Genomic DNA, 1,864 nt, shown 5'->3' on the forward strand with positions numbered 1-1,864 from the left:
TTGTATCTTTAACTCTCGCACCCGTTAGTTGAACAAGGAAAATGACATACAATTCCAATGCTTTGCATCCCTTTTTCTTGTACCTTTCCATCCCTTTTTCCGTAACTCTTTAGCAATTAACATATTGAAAAAACCGTGTCCAACTAAAGCCACCGATTTATATTCATTAGCATAATCAATTAGCTGTTGCGATGCCTTATTTGCCCTAAATTTTGCTTGATTCAAAGACTCGCACTCGTTTGAGTAACCACTGAACCATAGTATTCTTAATACAATTGCCCAGATACTTGGCTTTAATTTCACATTAAATAATTGAGATGCATTAGAAGGTAACTCCGTTTCTCTGAATAAAGGGTCAGTAATGATTTCCGTAACTGGATTTAATAATCTTGCAGATTCAACAGCCCTATTTAAATCACTTGTAATAACAACATTTGCAGTTGCAATTTTTTCAAGGGTTGTCGAGGGATATGTTGACTCTTCAAACACTCCGTTGTAATCATACTTTTCAACCCACTTCTTAAATTCCAAAGAAGTTATTTTATCATTTTCAGTTAGTAGTGATTTTCCATGTCTAATCAATGATATTTCCATAATTCTTCTCCTAGCATTTACACGTTACTTTACTACCATTAACTGTTATTCTATAAAAGAATTAAGAAATCCTTCTTCAACTATCCTGCCTCGTTAGTTCAACAAGAAAAAGGATCGCCGCAGCGACCCTTTTTTAACATAAGCACCCGTTGGAGAATAAGAAATCACCAAGAATTGCAGCTTCATAGGATTTCTTACGATTTACTTGTGTTAACTTTATCTAAGATTTCAGAAACAGCGATGGCTATACTTGCATTTAGCATTCCAAATATAGATATATAAAAAATATATGGGTCCGAATTAGTTGCATAGATAGATACAGCAAAAAGATATAAGCAATACAAAAATACCACTATTCCAAAAATTAATAAGAATTTATTCATTACGACACCATCCGTTTCGATATATATTCTATCTTCCACAAAACATTCACCAAAGGTTAAATTTTCCTTTTTAATTAGTTGTCAAATCTTCTTTTTTGAACTATCCTGCACCGTTAGCACAATAAAAAATGGGATAGCTGCAGCCATCCCATCTTTAACATAAGCACCCGTTAGTTCGACAAGAAATCGACGCTCTATTAATATAAAGGCAAATACTTTTGGGTTACTTTATATACGAAAATTAGGTTCTTTTAACCAATTTTTTAAAAACGTAACATCAACGAAATGTACAAAGGCTATTTCATCTCCTATAGTTAAATAGGGTACTTTCCATATTGAACCAGTTATTCTATTTGTTAAAGATTTAGGTAATTCATAATCCATATTAATTATCCCATCGTACTTTTCAGCTAGAATTATAGCTAATTTTGCTAAAATATAATGATCATCACTTCCATTGCACATTGCGACAATGTCTATCTCTTGTTTAGGAATGAAACGAATTGCTTGATGGATTGAGTCCATATCAAAATCAACTAAAAATTCTTCTTCGATTCCAATCACAAAAGGTAGCCCAAATCCTTTATAAGAAAGTCCTAAAGGCGTTGCATCACTTATCCAAAAGCTCAATGCATTATCTAGATCTATTTCATGTGAGCTACTGCAATTTTTAATGAATTGATAAAGTTCATCTGTTTCATTGTTTGACAAAGGTTCCTTCAATAAAATGCCTACCGCTGGACCAGACATATTCACCCACCTTATCAAGTTAATTTAAAATATATTTTCTATATTGCTTCTCAACTATCCTGCCTCGTTAGTGCAATAAAAAAAGGACCACCGCAGCAATCCCATTTTTGAACTCTTGCACCCGTTAGCCATCCATG

At 33.3% G+C, this 1,864-nt stretch carries 2 protein-coding genes; both read right to left on the bottom strand.

Features of this window, described 5'->3' with window-relative positions:
• Window positions 1–24: 24 nt before the first annotated feature.
• Entirely contained in the window at window positions 25–594 is a 570-nt protein-coding gene (locus ACIFOT_RS32470) for a histidine phosphatase family protein (protein WP_430073124.1), read from the bottom strand.
• Window positions 595–1,205: 611 nt separating this feature from the next.
• Window positions 1,206–1,727 (bottom strand): DUF6368 family protein, encoded by a 522-nt coding sequence (locus ACIFOT_RS32475; protein ID WP_430073126.1) that lies wholly within the window; start codon window positions 1,725–1,727, stop codon window positions 1,206–1,208.
• Between the last annotated feature and the right edge of the window lie 137 nt (window positions 1,728–1,864).

The sequence above is a fragment of the Neobacillus sp. NRS-1170 genome (assembly GCF_050468025.1).